General features: G+C 62.6%; 15 protein-coding genes. 12 read left to right on the forward strand and 3 right to left on the reverse strand.

All coding sequences use genetic code 11. The features are described 5' to 3' along the window. Positions 1-33: 33 nt before the first annotated feature. The 9 genes from AB3G45_RS08315 (at position 34) to AB3G45_RS08355 (ending at position 8302) form a co-directional block, all read left to right on the forward strand. Entirely contained in the window at positions 34-639 is a 606-nt protein-coding gene (locus AB3G45_RS08315; protein WP_023513026.1) for a TetR/AcrR family transcriptional regulator, read from the forward strand. A 118-nt stretch (positions 640-757) separates the two neighbouring features. Further along, positions 758-1951, forward strand: a complete 1194-nt coding sequence (locus AB3G45_RS08320; protein WP_023513025.1) for an efflux RND transporter periplasmic adaptor subunit — start codon at positions 758-760, stop codon at positions 1949-1951. Next, positions 1948-3150, forward strand: a complete 1203-nt coding sequence (locus AB3G45_RS08325) for an ABC transporter permease (RefSeq protein WP_023513024.1) — start codon at positions 1948-1950, stop codon at positions 3148-3150. Before AB3G45_RS08320 ends, AB3G45_RS08325 begins: the two co-directional genes overlap by 4 nt. A 1-nt stretch (position 3151) precedes the next feature. Next, positions 3152-3868 (forward strand): ABC transporter ATP-binding protein, encoded by a 717-nt coding sequence (locus tag AB3G45_RS08330; protein WP_024271190.1) that lies wholly within the window; start codon positions 3152-3154, stop codon positions 3866-3868. A 139-nt stretch (positions 3869-4007) separates the two neighbouring features. After that, positions 4008-4325 carry a PepSY domain-containing protein gene (locus AB3G45_RS08335; RefSeq protein ID WP_023513022.1) on the forward strand — a complete coding sequence of 106 codons (318 nt, stop codon included), beginning with the start codon at positions 4008-4010 and terminating at the stop codon, positions 4323-4325. 306 nt (positions 4326-4631) lie between these two features. Further along, entirely contained in the window at positions 4632-5327 is a 696-nt protein-coding gene (locus tag AB3G45_RS08340; protein ID WP_023513021.1) for a VIT family protein, read from the forward strand. A gap of 2 nt (positions 5328-5329) precedes the next feature. Beyond that, entirely contained in the window at positions 5330-7309 is a 1980-nt protein-coding gene (locus AB3G45_RS08345; protein ID WP_023513020.1) for a cation-translocating P-type ATPase, read from the forward strand. A 316-nt stretch (positions 7310-7625) separates the two neighbouring features. Next, on the forward strand, positions 7626-8027 hold the full coding sequence (locus AB3G45_RS08350; protein ID WP_023513019.1) for a hypothetical protein: 402 nt from the start codon (positions 7626-7628) through the stop codon (positions 8025-8027). A gap of 35 nt (positions 8028-8062) precedes the next feature. Beyond that, positions 8063-8302, forward strand: a complete 240-nt coding sequence (locus AB3G45_RS08355) for a YdcH family protein (RefSeq protein ID WP_023513018.1) — start codon at positions 8063-8065, stop codon at positions 8300-8302. Between the two features lie 158 nt (positions 8303-8460). Here AB3G45_RS08355 and AB3G45_RS08360 read toward each other — a convergent pair whose 3' ends face one another. From AB3G45_RS08360 to AB3G45_RS08370, 3 genes are read right to left on the reverse strand one after another with little or no spacing between them, the layout of a single operon-like run. Beyond that, the gene (locus AB3G45_RS08360) at positions 8461-9726 is read right to left on the reverse strand and encodes an MgtC/SapB family protein (RefSeq protein WP_023513017.1); all 1266 of its coding nucleotides are present in this window, start codon (positions 9724-9726) and stop codon (positions 8461-8463) included. Positions 9727-9770: 44 nt separating this feature from the next. Next, complete coding sequence (locus tag AB3G45_RS08365) at positions 9771-11099, reverse strand: ATP-binding protein (RefSeq protein WP_367830127.1); 1329 nt, start codon at positions 11097-11099, stop codon at positions 9771-9773. Then, positions 11096-11755, reverse strand: a complete 660-nt coding sequence (locus AB3G45_RS08370; protein ID WP_024271189.1) for a response regulator transcription factor — start codon at positions 11753-11755, stop codon at positions 11096-11098. Before AB3G45_RS08370 ends, AB3G45_RS08365 begins: the two co-directional genes overlap by 4 nt. Before the next feature lie 104 nt (positions 11756-11859). On the opposite strand from AB3G45_RS08370, the gene AB3G45_RS08375 reads away from it, so the two are divergent. The 3 genes from AB3G45_RS08375 (at position 11860) to AB3G45_RS08385 (ending at position 13603) form a co-directional block, all read left to right on the forward strand. Continuing rightward, the gene (locus tag AB3G45_RS08375; protein WP_023513014.1) at positions 11860-12297 is read left to right on the forward strand and encodes a PepSY domain-containing protein; all 438 of its coding nucleotides are present in this window, start codon (positions 11860-11862) and stop codon (positions 12295-12297) included. A gap of 54 nt (positions 12298-12351) precedes the next feature. Beyond that, positions 12352-12867, forward strand: coding sequence for a cytochrome b (locus AB3G45_RS08380; protein ID WP_023513013.1), 516 nt, complete (start codon positions 12352-12354; stop codon positions 12865-12867). A 268-nt stretch (positions 12868-13135) separates the two neighbouring features. After that, on the forward strand, positions 13136-13603 hold the full coding sequence (locus AB3G45_RS08385; protein ID WP_023513012.1) for a DUF2271 domain-containing protein: 468 nt from the start codon (positions 13136-13138) through the stop codon (positions 13601-13603). Positions 13604-13606 lie beyond the last annotated feature (3 nt).

Consider the following 13606-nt stretch of genomic DNA (forward strand, 5'->3'; position numbering starts at 1 on the left):
AGTAATTAATTACTATCTTTGGGGTAACCGCTGATGCCGCGCTCGACCAACCTCTCAGCTCCAGAACGACGCAGGGTGACCGTCGAGACCGTCATCGATCTGGCGGCCGAACAAAACCCTGCGGACATTACGACCGGAGCGATCGCGCAGCGCATGGGTGTGACACAAGGCGCCTTGTTCAGGCACTTCCCATCGAAGGACGCCATTCTTCAGGCGGTTATGGAGTGGGTAGCGGAGCGCCTTCTGGCGCGCATCGACAAGGCCACGTCCGCGACGTCCTCTCCGATTGACGCACTGGAAGCGGCATTCTTCGCGCATATCGAGTTCATCATGGAACATCCCGGTGTGCCCAGGATGCTGTTCGGCGAACTGCAGCGCGCGGAGCAGACCCTTGCCAAGCGAATGGCGCATACTTTGATCCAACGCTACGGCGAGCGTCTCGGGCGGCTCATCGCGGACGGCAAGGAGCAGGGTGAATTCGCCGACACGCTGGATGACAAGGCCGCCGTAGCGCTCTTCATCGGGGCGATCCAGGGTCTTGTCATGCAATCCCTGCTAGTTGGCGATGTTGCGCAGATACGTGCAATCGCCCCAGGTGTTTTTGCGTTGTATCGGCGCGCTGTCGAGGTGCCGAGATGATCGATCGGCATTCCTCGGCGACGAAATCTCCCGTTCGCTCGATCAAGACGACGTCAGCGAGGCGCGTCACCCCCATCGCAGATCATTCAATGACGCAGATTTGCCTGGAGGCAGGTCGATGAAACTGCCTTCATTGCAGCGCCGCACACTGTTGCTCATTGGCGTTGGAGCTGTGACCGCGGCCTTGTTTGGCTATGTGGTCCTGCGCTCCGGCCCTCTCGCGCCGGTGTCCGTTACGACTGCCGTCGTCGAGGCCCGTTCGATTTCACCGGCGTTGTTCGGCATTGGCACTGTCGAAGCGCGTTTCTCCTACAAGATCGGCCCCACCAGCGCGGGACGTATCGGCAGGATTCTTGTTGATGTGGGTGATCAGGTTCGATCCGGCCAGACCCTGGCCGAAATGGACCCGGTAGACCTTGATGCCCGCATCGCGGCACTTGAAGCGGCGATCGGCCGAGCGGAAGCGTCGATCAAAGTCGCCGAAGCGCAGGTGGTCGATACCAGGACGCGCAAGGATTACGCACTTGCTCAGGCGAAGCGGTATGAAGAACTCTGGAAGACCCGCGCCGTGAGTGAGGTCGCAGTCGAAACGAAGCGGCAAGAGAGCGAGGTGGCGCAGGCCGCTCTCTCGGCCGCTCAGTCCAATCTTCTCGCTTCGCAGCAGGATCTCCATCGTAACCGCGCCGACCGTGACGGTCTGGTCAAGCAGCGGGAGAACCTGGTTCTGCTTGCGCCGGTAGACGGTGTCGTTTCCGCAAGAAAAGCAGAACCGGGAACGACCGTGGTCGCAGGCCAATCGGTCGTGGAAATGATTGATCCAAAAAATCTCTGGATCAATGCCAGGTTCGATCAGATTGCCGCCACGGGCTTGCGGCAGGATTTGCCCGCCACGATCGCGCTGCGCTCACGCGCCGGCGAGGGATTACCGGGAAGCGTTGCGCGGGTGGAAGTCCTTGCGGATGCGGTGACGGAAGAAAATCTTGCAAAGGTGAACTTCGACACGCTTCCCGTGCCGCTGCCCTCAATTGGCGAGTTGGCCGAAGTATCGGTCGCCCTGCCCGAGATCGCCGCCTCGCCGACCATTCCGAATGCCGCGGTCCAGAACCTCGGCGGCAAGTTGGGTGTCTGGAAGATCGAAGGTGGGAAGATCCGGTTTACGGTTGTCCAACTGGGGGCTGCCGACCTGGAAGGAACCGTGCAGATCACGAAGGGTCTGAAAATTGGCGACGAGATTGTCGTCTACAGCGCCTCGAAATTGCTCAGCACGAGCCGCATTCGTGTCGCTGACAATCCGGCGGAGCTCCTCAAATGATCAGTCTTGCCGGACGCGACATTTTGCATTCCTGGGGGAAGTTTGTCTTCACGGGTGTCGGTCTGGGTCTGCTGATCGGTGTGACCTTCACCATGGCAGGCGTCTATCGGGGGATGGTCGATGACGGCAAGGTGCTGCTCGACAATAGTGGCGCCGATATGTGGGTTGTCCAGCAGAACACGCTCGGTCCATACGCCGAGTCCTCGAGCATCAACGATGACATTTACCGCATGATCCTGGCGATCCCCGGTGTCGAGCGAGCCGCCAACGTGACTTATCTTACAATGCAGGTCCGCAAAGGAACCTCCGACGTGCGATCCATGGTGGTGGGCGTTGCGCCAGGGGACATGGCGACACCTGGCCGACCGCCCTTCCTTGTCGCCGGGCGGCACATCACGCGCAGCCACTACGAGGCGGTTGCCGATGTCGCCACTGGTTTTTCTCTGGGAGACAGGATCGTTGTCCGAAGGAACCATTTTACCGTTGTGGGTTTGACGCGACGGACGGTGTCGTCGGGCGGCGACCCGATGGTCTTCATCCCGCTGAAGGACGCGCAGGAAGCGCAATTCCTCAAGGACAACGACTCCATTGTCCGTCAGCGCCGGCGCACTAGCGAGAATCCCGAGTTCAATCGGCCGGGCGTTCCCGGCTTGCTGGACGCCATCATCGCCTCGCAAAACAGCAACCCTTATGTAAACGCCGTTCTGGTGCGCACCAAACCGGGATACGACCAGGACCGGATCGCGACAGACATCGCGAGGTGGAAGCGACTGACGGTCTACACCCGCCCGCAGATGGAGGAGATTCTGGTCGGTAAGCTGATCGCCACCTCGGCCAAGCAGATCGGCATGTTCCTCGCGATCCTGGCCGTTGTCAGCGCAGCGATCGTCGCCTTCATCATCTACACACTGACAATGGACAAGATACGCGAGATCGCTGTGCTGAAGCTGATCGGTACCCGCAATCGCACGATCGCATCCATGATCCTGCAGCAGGCAATCGTGCTCGGGCTGATCGGCTTCGTCGTTGGCAAGATCACGGCGACCTTTGCAGCGCCGTTGTTTCCGAAATTCGTCCTTCTTCTTTCCGCCGATACGATCATCGGCGTTATCGTTGTCATCGCCATATGCGCGCTCGCCAGCATCGTCGCGATCCGGATGGCGTTGAAGGTCGACCCCGCCGAGGCGATCGGTGGCTGAGATGGGCGGCGGGATACTGATCGAGAAAATCCGCAAGCGATATGGCAGCGGCTCCACCGCCGTCGATGCCCTCAAAGACGTCAATATGCGGGTCGCGCCCGGCGAGGTCGTCGGTTTGATTGGACCGTCGGGTTCTGGGAAGAGTACCTTACTCAAAGCTCTGGGGGCGGTCATCGACCCGAGCGGTGGGCGGATGACCCTTGGTGACGAGCTGATCTATGACGATGGATGGAAGATCCGCGATCTGCGTGCGTTGAGGCGCGACAAGATCGGTTTTGTCTTCCAGGCGCCTTACCTCATTCCCTTTTTGGACGTGACCGACAATGTCGCCCTGCTTCCCATGCTTGCCGGCATCCCAAATCATGAATCACGCCAACGCGCGCGAGAGCTTCTAAAAGCACTCGATGTCGAGCACCGAGCCGATGCGATGCCATCGCAGCTCTCCGGCGGCGAGCAACAGCGCGTTGCCATCGCGCGCGGATTGGTCAACCGGCCGCCTGTCATTCTTGCCGACGAGCCGACCGCCCCGCTCGACAGTGTGCGCGCGTTGACCGTGATCCGGATCCTCAACGACATGGCCGTGAAATTCGGAACGGCGATCATCGTCGTCACGCACGACGAAAAGATCATCCCCACCTTCAGGCGCATCTACCACATCCGCGACGGGGTCACCCACGAAGAAGCAGGCGAAGGGCGCGGCTTCGAAACGGGCCCGTGAGAACGATTATCTTTCCGCTGCAACGATGGCGGTGTTTGCTGACCGGAAGCTGACGGCAATTTCTGCCGATCTTCAGTAGCCCGTCAGTCCCTCTGTGCATGATTTCCTCCATCGACAACACAGCCCAGGAGAAGAAATCATGAGAAAGACATTGGCAGTGCTTGCATTGCTCGCGGTGCTTCCGGCAACGGCTGCGTTTGCTGGAGAGGCGTGCGACGTTCCGCCTCAGAAGAGGCAATCCTTCGAAGCTCTCGGGAAGCTTGCGGGCGACTTCGGATGGACCATCGACAAGATGAAGATCGACGATGGCTGCTACGAACTTCGGGTCACTGACACCAGCGGGAACGTCCTCAAGGTGAAGATCGATCCCGCAACGCTCGAGGTCGTCGATGGCAGCGTCAAGCGCTTCGGCGATGGCAGTACCATCGGTACGTCGCCGGAGACGGAATTGGACTAGCGATGGTTGCCTTGCGAGTAGGCTTAGCCTCGAAGCTGTCTATCTGTGGGTGACACCGGGTCGTCCGGCGGGCGAGCGATCTTGGTCTTGATCGCAGACCTGCCGGGATCCGGTGATCGCCCAATGGCCGTAGACCGTGTGGTTGGCTAGTGAGGTTCCAAAGGCCGGTTGTATCTTGAATTAGTCCTTTAGTTAGAATAATTCTAAACTGAACATTTTTCTGCGTTTTCCTTCCATCACGGAATGAGGTTGCGTCGACGCAGCATCATCCCGCTGCACACACAATCACTGCTCGGAGCACCATTCATGCGCGCCCTTCACAAGGAAAATCATCTCATCGAACGGATAGGCTGGCTTCGGGCGGCTGTACTGGGTGCCAATGACGGGTTGATCTCGACGTCGAGCCTGATCGTCGGTGTCGCCGCGGCGACCAACGCCTCGCATGAGATCCTTGTTGCCGGTGTTGCCGGTCTGGTGGCCGGGGCGATGTCGATGGCGGCGGGCGAATATGTGTCGGTCAGTTCGCAGGCCGATACCGAGGAAGCCGACATGGCGCGGGAACGGCACGAGCTGGCGACGCAGCCGGAGGCCGAGTTGGCCGAACTCGCGGCAATCTACGAGCAGCGCGGCGTGGCCCCAGAGCTGGCCCGGCAGGTCGCCGAACAGATGATGGCGAAGGATGCCTTCGAAGCCCATGCGCGGGATGAACTCGGATTGGCGAGCCATGTGATGGCAAGACCGGTTCAAGCTGCGCTGACCTCGGCGGTCACGTTTGCGGCGGGTGCGGCTTTGCCGTTGATCGTCGCCCTGCTTGCGCCGGCCGGAACGGCTGCATGGACCGTGTCCCTTGCTTGCCTCATCGGTCTTGCCATCCTCGGCGCAATCGGGGCACGGGCGGGCGGCGCCAGCATCTGGAAACCGACTATCCGGGTGGTGTTCTGGGGCGCTGTCGCGATGGCCTCGACCGCATTGATCGGCTCCGTGATCGGCCGGGCGGTGTGACGATGAAACGTCTGTCGCTCGATTTCCAGACCGTCATGTCGGCAATTGCGGTCCTCGGGATGATGCTGGCCGTCGCCGGGACCTGGCCGCCGGCGGAAGGCCTTTCCATTCTAAGATCTCCCGGTCTGGCGATGGTCTATTTGGCCGGAGGGCTTCCCGCCACCTGGAGCGCCCTGACGGCGTTGTGGCGCGATCATATCCTCGACATCGATCTTCTGATGGTCGTCGCGGCCGTGGCGGCGGCGATCGTCGGGGCGCCGTTCGAAGGCGCGGTGTTGCTGACGTTGTTCAGCGTGTCGACCACGCTTGAGCACCAGGCATTGGGACGCGCGCGCAGGGCTGTTGAGGCGCTCATGGCGCTCCGGCCGGAGACGGCTTTCCGCAAAGGAGAGGACGGGACCACGGTGGAGGTTCCTGCTGCGGAGCTTGCCGTCGGCGATGTGGTGGTGCTGCGTCCGGGCGCACGCGTGCCGACCGACGGTGTGATCCTGCATGGCCGTGGCGGAATCGACGAAGCCAATATCACCGGTGAGTCGATGCCGGTCTCCAAGGAACCGGGCGAGCAGGTTTTCGAGGCGACCGTCAATCTTGACGGGGTCCTTGACGTGACCGTCACCAGGACGGTCGGCGACAGCACGATCGCGCGCATGATCCAGCTCGTCACCGAGGCGCAGGAAGCGAAGGCGCCGTCCGAGCGCTTCAGCGCGTGGTTCGGCCAGCGTTATACGGTCGGTGTCCTGCTGGGCTCCGCTCTGGCCCTTGCGGTCTTCTATTGGCTTGGCCGCGACTGGGAACAGGCCCTCTACAAGGCCGCGACACTCCTGGTCGCCGCCAGTCCCTGCGCGATCGTCATCTCAGTCCCGGCAGCGATCCTGTCGGCGCTCTCCGCCGCGGCGCGAGGCGGCGTGCTGTTCAAGGGGGGCGGTGCGCTCGAAACGCTCGCCGCTGTCGATACCTTCGCGTTCGACAAGACCGGGACCCTGACCAATGGACGTGCAGAGGTTACGCGCATTGTCGCCCTGGATGGTGAGGATCGCCGTTTCCTTTCGCTCCTTGCCGGGCTGGAAGCGCATTCCGAGCATCACATCGCTGCCGCCATCCGTCGTGAGGCCCTGGTTCATGGCGTTGAGCCGGTGGCGGTCGTGGACGTTACGTCGCATCCGAGCGCCGGCATCGTCGGCTACGATTCCTTCGGCCCGATATGGGCCGGCAACGCTCACCTCGTCGAGGACATGGGCGCCTCCGTCGATGATCCGGCGTTCCGTGAACTCGCCGACAGTTCTCAGACCGTGGTCTATCTTGGGCGCGGTGCGACCGTTCTGGGGGCGGTCAGTGTTGCGGACGAAGCAAGAGCCAGCTCAGCCCCGGCGCTGGCCGCGCTTCGCGCCGGTGGCGTCAACCGCATCGTGATGATGACCGGCGACCGCAGGCCGGTGGCCTTGCGCATCGGTACGGAACTTGGCCTTGCGCCCGGCGAGGTTCATGCCGAGATGCTGCCGCAGGACAAGGTGCTCCAGGTCGGCGACCTCGCGCGTGATGGCAAGGTCGCTTTCGTCGGCGATGGCGTCAACGATGCCGCCGCATTGGCTCGCGCCGACGTCGGCATCGCCATGGGCGCGGCGGGGTCGGACGTCGCACTGCAGGCCGCCGACGTCGCCCTGCTGTCGGAAGACATGAAGAAGCTGGCCGATGCGCACCGGCTTGCACGGCGGACGGCCGTCATCATCCGACAGAATCTCGTCCTCGCGATCGGCGCCATGCTGGTACTTGTGACCGGCGGCCTGTTCTTCGACCTGCCGCTTCCGCTCGCGGTGATCGGACACGAAGGCGGCACCGTTCTGGTCGTGCTGAATGGCCTACGCCTCCTGTCGGACCGAATCCGCGCCACCGACGGCTATCTCCACCATTCTCGTCAATATGAGTTCCAGGATCAAACGGGCAGCACGTCCGGATCGCGGGCGACCTCGCCCACCACACCATGATTGGACCCAGTGCTGATTGGGCGGCAGCCGGACCTTCCCTGTCCTAAAAACCGCAAAGGGACACCGATGCTGACTTTGACATCGCTCGGCGCGCCACCGCATCCTTATCGACTGCGGGCTGTTCCAGGGGCTCAAGAACCTGCGCGAGCTTAACTGGGAGAAGCTTCCGGTTCAGCCTGCGGCGATCGGCGCGGTCATCCTGACGCAGGCCCATCTCGACCGTTCCGGATAGTCGCCGGCATCGGATAACACATGCCTCGTCTCACTTGCGCCAGATCAAGAACGTTCCTTTGCCAATGGTGTATCAGGGGGGGAAATGAAGGATCGGATCGTGGTCAAGGCACAAGAACTACCCTCAAGTTTCCACCACGTGCGGTTGGTTCTCGCTCGCGGCAAAGACCATCCGGAGGGAGATCGGGAAGAAGGCTATGATCTTCTGGTTCCGCTCAACCACGAAGGATTCCTTGATCCGCTGGAATGGAAGAAATCTCGCGACGCCTGTCGCGTCCGATATTTTCGGGACGGTAAGACGGCCCGCATCGGGCTGTTGCGGCGCAAGCCCGGCGGGCAGTGGTATTTCGATTACGAGCCGGGTGATCGGGACGACGAGATCGGTTTCCGCCTGGGCGAGGAGTGCTTCCGTCTTGGCGAATACATCTCGGTCGGGCGGGAAGGCGCGTTTGTCACCTATCAGGTCGCGCGCGTCGAAAAGCCCTGACGCCGGGGCGAAATTGCAGAAAAGGAGAAAGAACCTTGTCGAATACACCTCACACTCTTGGCGACGAATTCCCAGACCAGATGGACGCCATTCATGCCCTGAAGGCGAAAAGCCCGGAGTTTGCGCATGTTTTGACGGAATATGACGCGGTGAACGACAAGATTCATCGGTCCGAGACACGTCTCGACGCCATTTCCGAAGCAGCCGAGGCCGATCTGCGCCGCCAGCGGCTGATGTTAAAAGACAAGATCGTGGCATCGCTCCGCAACGCGTGAGGGGACTGCGAGGCCGCGTTTTGCTGCCCCGCTTGCATTACCCGATTTCGGGGAGATCAGCGACACCACTCTCCCCGAAACCATCGCTTACAGCCGACCAGACCGACCCATCAAGGCCCGAGTGTGGCCGCATGCCCGGCCGCAATCTCCCCCTCAATTCACGAACGGCCAAGATACAGAGACGCTGCCATGCCGGCCGCAAGGCCGAGCACGCTAAGGGCGCTGACGGGCCCGCCGATCCTTGAGCCTCCGACCCATGCCGCCATCACGGCTTTGACAAGTGTATTCATGGCCACGGCGATCAGGATCGCATCTGCCGCAAGACCGGGCTCGATCGAATGCGACGCCAGGCGGGCCATGGAGATCGAAATCGCATCCACATCGGCGATGCCCGAAGCGGCGGCGGTCACCAGAACGCCCGCATTCCCGAACGACTGCTGAAGCAGATGCGACACCACCATGACCACGGTGATGAGTGTCCCCATTTTCAGGGCAGGCGCCAATTCCAGCGGGTTGGTGATCGTAAGTTCCGGCTGTTCGGAGGAGCCGCGACTTTGTAGCAGCAGGAGCCCGGCGCCGATGGCGAGCACGCCACCGCCGATGAGCAATGGCCATTTGAGATGCGGAAGCAAGCTTGGGTTCAAGGCCGTCGCCACGACTGCAACGCGGATGATCATGGTCAAGCCGGAAAGAAGCACGCCACAGGAAAGCAGCGTGCTGGACTCGGGGTGCCGGCGGGCAAGCCTTGCCAGCGTCAAGGTCGTCGCTGTCGAAGAGGCGAGCCCGCCCGCGATCGCCGTCATCAGAACGCCAAGCCGGTCCCCGAACACGCGGACGGCGACGTAGCCGGCGAAGGAGACCGCGGCGATCAGGATGGTCAGCAACCAGATCTCATATGGATTGACGGTGCCCCAGGGATCGACCGGCCTGTTCGGCAGGATCGGCAGCATGAGAAAGGTCATTGCCAGAAGCGTCAGGCCCGACCGGATCTCATTCCAGCTCAGCGACGCGACCCAACGATGCAACGGCTCGCGCAGGGCAAGCAGCACAGCCGTGGCAACAGCCCCGGCGATGGCGGCTGCAAGGTCGCCGACGACGGCAAGCGTTCCCAGCAGGAACGTGGCTATGCCGGCGACGACGGATGTCGCGCTGTAATTTCGCTCGGCCCGCGCTTCGAGCCAGTGGTAGGAGGCGAATGCCGCGGTGAACCCGAGGAAAACAAGACCGATCACGAGGCCAGAGTCGAACTGCCGGGCCAGGGCGCCGGTAATGCCGCCGGTGAGACCGGTCAGCGCGAACGTTCGTAGACCTGCCGCGCGCAGATGGTCTTCCTCGTTGCGGGTACGCCATCCACGCTCCAGGCCGATCAGCAGACCGATCGAAAGCGATACCGCAAGGCGGCTGAGCAGGGCGTCAGTGTCCATGGTCTCCCGAGTTGCCTTTCAGCATCTGGCGTCGATGTCGATGATCATTTGTCTATGAAGAACCTTGCCTCAAACCCGTCAATCCTGCCGCTTGCGGGAGATTGGAGTTCTATCCGTCCATTTGTTCCGGCAGCAATGGTCCGGGCGATGGCGAGCCCCAGGCCGGCCCCCCGCACCAGAGCCTGACCGCGCTCGAAGGGCTCGCTCAGCCGCGCAAGCACTGCGGAAGGCACGACCGGGCCGGCGTTCGTGACGCGCAGACAGCCGTCTGCCGACAAGGTGACGGCGACCGGTTCGTCCCGCACGCCATGCTTGAGGGCGTTTTCGATCAGGTTCCGGGCCAGGATGGCGAAGGCGTCGGCGTCGATGCTTGCGAATACCGGCGCGTCTGGCAGTGTCAGGTCGATGCGCCCTGCAGTCTCGGCCTGCCCGTCGAATTCGCTCACAACCATCCGCAGGATGGCGCCGATCTCGACCGGCGCCTCGGCGAGAAGGCGTCCGCCCTCGGCTCTCGCCAGTTGCATGAGTTTCTCGGTGAGGCGGGAAAGGCGCCGCAAGGCGGTCTGCATATCCTCGGCGCGCTCGCGCGTGGCGTCGTCCGGCGCTTGCGCGATCATGCGCTGCGCCTGCGCCAGTGCAGCAGCCACCGGTGTCCGCAGCTCATGGGCCGATTTGGCCGCCAGGCTGCGCTCGGCCTGCAAGGTACGCGTCAATCGGTCCAGGAGGTGGTTGACCGCTTTGGCGACGGGGCCGATCTCCGAGGGCAGGTCCTCCGCGTCGATGGGTGTCAAATCACCGCCGCCGCGCGCCTCGATCTGCGAGCGGAAGGTCCGAACCGGGGTCATGGACAGCCGGACAATGACCCAGATGCCGATCAAGCCGAGCGGGACAATGACGGCCAGCGGCAGGCTCAGCCCGAGCAACAGTCGCCCGGCGGTCATCCGGCGATGCGACAGGGGCTCCGCGATGGTGATGGTCAGATTCTGCTGGAGGGTCGCGTCGGAGTAGAGGCGGTGCGTCGGCGTCGTGGCAAAGCCCATTCCGGAAAACGGCGGGAATGCCGCGAGATCGGCGCTGTGCGATCGCAGCAGAACCTTGCCCGCGGCATCGCGCACGACATAGGTGAAATACTCGTCGTGCTGGCGGAGCGTGGCAACGCGCTGTTCGGTGTCGTCGGCATCGCGGCCGATGATCTCGATCGCCGCAAGCGGCAGGATGCGTTGCGCCGTCTCTTCGAGGGCGCTGTCGAACACCTCGTCCATTTCGTGGCGCAGCATCTGCGCGGTCACGACCGCGGCAAGTGCCCATAACACCGTTAGCCCTAGCCCCAGCCATAGCGAGAGCCGCCTTTGCAGGCTCCTGGGCCGCTTCATCTTGCCGTTCCAAGACGATACCCGATGCCCCGCACCGTATCGATCGCGCCGTGGCCGAGCTTCTTGCGCAGTCTGCTGACGTGAACCTCGATCGTATTGCTCTCGACCTCTGCGCCGAATGCATAGAGCCGATCTTCGAGCTGCGCCTTGGTCATCGCGATGCCGGGCCGCTGCAGAAATGCTTCGAACAGCGCCCATTCGCGACCGGTAAGCTCAACAGGGCGCGCGCCGTGCATCACGGTCCGGGCGGCGAGATCGATGCGCAGGTCGCCGATCTCGATGAGAGGATTCGGGTTGCCGCTGTATCGCCGCGCCACCGCATTCAGCCGCGAGGAGAGTTCCGACAGATCGAACGGCTTGATCATGTAGTCGTCGGCGCCGGCATCGAGGCCCGCGATGCGGTCGGAGATCTGGTCGAGCGCCGTCAGGATGATGACCGGCGTCACGCTGCCCTCGGCTCGAAGCTTTTTGAGAAAGGCGATGCCCAATCCGTCCGGGAGCATCAGATCGAGCAGGATGAGATCGTATGCCGCGCTTTGGAGATGTTCGCGCGCCGCATCGAGCCGTGTCACCCAGTCCACCGAGTGGAGGGCGGCAACCTGCTCGCGCACGGCCTTTCCGAGAATAGCATCGTCTTCGATCAGTAGAACTCTCATCCCAGGGTCACCCGTCTCGCCATCCTCCTGCCTAGCGTCCGATGCTGTCGGTTTGCTGAAGACCGCCCCATCGCTGCTTCAGGCGTTCGTCAGGAGAGCGTGCCATGGTTCCCCCCGAAAGCGCGTTGATCAGGAACAATGAAACGATGAAACATTTGCTGGCCGCGATCCTCGTTCTGGCGTTTTCCGGTCCCGGTATCGCCAAGGCTGACGACGACGATTGCCATGTCTCGATGGATCGATGGAAGCCGCGGGAAGCGGTCGAAACAATGGCCGCCAGTCAAGGCTGGACCGTTGCCAGGATCAAGATCGATGACGGCTGTTACGAAATCCGGGGAACCGACCGGAATGGCCTGGCTTTCAAGGCCAAGGTCGATCCGGAAACCCTCGAAATCGTCAAGTTCCGGCACAGGGATCGCGATGACGACCGTCACGGATCGAGGCGTCAGCGGCCGCCAGCCTCGCAGAACGACACCGTAGGCGGAACATCCTCCAACACCCTGCTCGGGACGACCGTGCGGCCCAAGACCACCATCAAGTAGCAATCCCATCTCGCTATCGCTCAAGCGCTGCGACCGTCGCAAGGAGATCCCGCCATGCCTCATGATCCGGCCCGTTATTCCAGAAGCATGATCGTCATCCACTGGCTGACAGCCCTGCTGATCCTCGGGGCCTGGCTGACCTCGACGGGAGGCCGTCATATGGCCGAAAACCCGCCCTTGCTGCATTTCTCGTTCGGGTTGGCCGTGCTCGTCCTGGTGCTTCCGCGCTTGATCCTGCGCCTTGCGGGCGGAACCCCGGACGCGCCGCAGTCCAATGGCCGTCTCGCCCTTGCCGTCAAAGCCGGACATGTGCTGTTGTATCTGTTCCTCATTGCCCTGCCGTTGAGCGGTTGGTACGCGGCGTCGCGCCTCGGTGTTCCCGTTTCTTTCTTCGGCTTCCAGCTTCCGGCGATCACCGAGCGGGTGCAGGGCGCACCGGGCCTGATCGCGGACATTCATGAGAATGCCGGCACGATCATCCTCTACCTTGCCGGACTGCATGCCGCGATGGCGGTCTGGCACCAGTACGTCCTGCGCGACGGGACGTTGCAGCGGATGTCTCCGCGCTAACGCAGCGGCAGCCAGCCACGCGCCTGAGCGGAGCGTGGCTGGCTGCCGTCTTGTTCAGTCCCCGGAGCTTTCGCGGCTGGCCTGCCGACAGGCCGGTCGCTCCTGCATCTGCTGCGGACCTGACCGTGTCCGATGTTTCCTGACGAAGTGCTGACGGAAAATCCCGATGGCCGTCAGGCAGCCCTCAGGCGGCTTCGCCACAGTGACGAGGACGGGTCGGCGCTCTGCGACGACCCGGACACCGTTTCCTCGCAGAAGGCAAGCCGACATGAAATCGCTTCTCGCAGCTCTCGCCATGACAACCGCCCTCACGTTCCCTGGCCTCGCCATGGCCCGGCCGGTGACATTGACCACAACGCTGACCAACTATGGCGGCGACGGCGCCTATCTCGCGCTCTACGTCACCGATCCCCAGGGCAAATATGCCGGCACGCTCTGGGTCGCTGGCGGCAAGTCCAAATATTACGAGCATCTATCGGGCTGGTATCGCGCCACTGGCGGCCGCGCCGGTATCGACGGCATTACCGGCGCTAGCGTCGGTGCGGGGCGCACGCTGGAGATCTCGCTCGACCTTGCCGATGCGCTTTTCGACGCAGGTTACACGCTGCATGTCGACGCAGCCGTGGAGGACATGCGTGACAGCCCCAACGAGGTCGCCGTTCCCCTGACCACTGCGGGCACGAAGACGACCGTTCGCGGTCGACGCTACGTCTCGACCGTTGCCTACTCCTTCTAGGCG

This window comes from Shinella sp. S4-D37 (genome assembly GCF_040812195.1).
Classification (GTDB): Bacteria; Pseudomonadota; Alphaproteobacteria; order Rhizobiales; family Rhizobiaceae; genus Shinella.